Origin of the sequence: Methanosarcina spelaei, from assembly GCF_002287235.1 — an archaeon.
GTDB classification, from domain to species: Archaea; Halobacteriota; Methanosarcinia; order Methanosarcinales; family Methanosarcinaceae; genus Methanosarcina; species Methanosarcina spelaei.
The window spans coordinates 1-2,451 of sequence record NZ_LMVP01000214.1; the positions used below are offsets into that span (position 1 = coordinate 1).

Here is a 2,451-nt window from a genome sequence, read left to right on the forward strand (position 1 = left end):
CCGTCTCCAAAATCCCATTTCCATTTCTTTGGTGTTCCTGTGCTGGTGTCGGTAAATTTAACATTTAATGGAACTCTTCCTGATGTGGGGGATACAGAGAATGCAGCAACGGGTTTTGTTACAACTTTTATATAATCTGCTTTTGTTGCTGTGTTGATGCCTGCAGCATTTGTTACTGTAAGTTTAACAGTATAAACTCCTGCTTTGGAATACTTATGCATTGGATTCTGTTTGGTTGAAGTTGTTCCGTCTCCAAAATCCCATTTCCATTTCGTGGGTGTTCCTGTACTTGTGTCAGTAAATTTAACGTTTAATGGTGCTTTCCCAGAAGTTGGAGATGCAGAGAAGGCAGCTACCGGGAGGTTTGAACCGAGAGTAGCCATGTAAATATCAGGACCTTCATTTCTCCAGTCCACCCATACTATTTTGTTACCATAAATATCAGGCGCTTCTGCTGTTTGACTGGTGGATATCTTTTTTCCCTCGGAAGTGAAAAGGTTATACATATAGATATCAGGGGACATGCCGCCAGCTTGAGATAGAGAATATATAATATTATCACCGTAGATTTTAGGGTTGCTTATTGGATCAGTGAAGTTGAAGAGTATATTTTGCGTTTTAGTAGAGAGATCCATCACATAAACACCGTAAACATGATCATCATCAGTAGTTGCACCTACCCACACTACCCTGTTCCCGTAAATTGTAGGTGAGGAATGGCCACCAGTGGTGAATTTTGTTGTTGATATTTTAGTCTCCTTCTTATTGGAAAGATCGTACATGTAGATATCAGCGTGGAGATAATCTCCATCGCGTTCGTCCTGCCACACTATTCTATTATCGTATATAGCAGGATAAAATGCTTTACCGCTGGTAGTAATCTGAGTTTCTTTTTTAGTAGATAGATCATACATGTAGAGATTCGAACTTCCACTACGTTCGTCCTGCCATACTATTCTATTACCGTAGATTGCAGGATTATATGCTTCTCCACTTTTAGAGATACGAGTTTGTATTTTTGTAGAGAGATCTTCCACGTAAATGTCATGACCTCCGTTGCGCTCATCTTCCCATACTACCAGATTTTTATAAATAGCAGGAACTGTCTGATTTGTTAAATTGGTAGTGTGAATTTCTGTTTTAGCGGCGAGATCAAATATATATATATCCCAGTTTCCATTACGGTTGTCCTGCCACACTATCTTGTCACCATAGATATCTGGATTGGATGCTGTTCCATGATTGGTTATCCGAGTTTCAGTGATTGCAGATAAAGAAGCTGCTGATGCCGTAGATGAAACCAGAATCAAAAATAAAACAAGGGCTGATAATGCTAAGACCACTGAATCCGATTTTTTGTTAAGTTTCAATTATCCTACTCCTTAATTTTTAATTTATTTTTCATATAAAAAATGTTAATAATTTAGAGATATATACATTTTTAAACTTTGTTATTTAAATCAAAAATTTAAGAAAATGTGTAATTTTAGAAAATTTGTTTTGAGAAGAAGAATAAGTTTACAGTAAATCCATACATAAATAGTAAAATTTTTCGGTATAAAAAAGGTAAAAGAAAAACTTTTGAGAATTTCAAATGAGCTTAAAAAAGTCAAGAAATTAGATAAGGAGTCGCTACTGAAAATCACAAGATTAAAACCCCTCTAAAAAATGACTAAAAAAACGGTGAGCTCATTTATTAATATCAAATCAACAACTTACAGACACTTTCAGATAAGAAATAAGGAACAATGAAAAAATGAATAAAAAGAGTGAGCAAAAGAAATGAGAACAATTTTTATTTACTTTCGGAGTATATTCTCAGTCTTGTGTTTGTTGTCACCTTTATGAAGTTGTAATCCTATAGAACCCCAGGAGAATTTCAACCATTTTCAAAGTTGCAGTCACTTTGCCACTTTTATATATTTCCATTTTGATTTTGTACTACTTCCTGCTTCATTTGTTGCTATGAGTTTAACCGTGTAAGTTCCGGCAGATGAATATGTGTGTGTTGGACTCTTTTCTGTTGAATATTTCCCATCTCCGAAATCCCATTTCCATGAGGTTGGTGATCCTTTGCTCGTCTCTGTGAATGTTACCTTTAGCGGAGCTTTTCCTGATAATGGCCAACCCCAGAAATCTGCAGTCGGAGCTTGCGAAGTTCCTGTCACAGTTATATACTTTGATTTTGTTGCTGTGTTGATGCCTGCCGCATTGGTTACTTTGAGGGTTACTGTGTATTTTCCTGCTTTGGAATACTTATGCGTTGGATTCTGCTTGGTTGAACTTATTCCATCTCCAAAATCCCATTTCCATTTCTTTGGTGATCCGGTACTTTTGTCAGTAAATTTAACGTTTAATGGAGATTTTCCTGAGGTTGGAGATGCAGAAAATGCAGCAACTGGTTTTGCTGTCACGGTTATATAATCTGCTTTTGTTACTGTGTTGCTGCCT

Annotated in this window: 2 protein-coding genes; both read right to left on the reverse strand. The window is 36.5% G+C overall.

The genetic code is table 11. The features are described from left to right. The coding region (locus ASJ81_RS11180) for a PKD domain-containing protein (protein WP_095644518.1) at positions 1-1,370 on the reverse strand (1,370 nt) is incomplete at its 3' end. Positions 1,371-1,901: 531 nt separating this feature from the next. After that, on the reverse strand, positions 1,902-2,451 hold a 550-nt coding region (locus ASJ81_RS11185), incomplete at its 5' end, for a PKD domain-containing protein (RefSeq protein ID WP_141241679.1).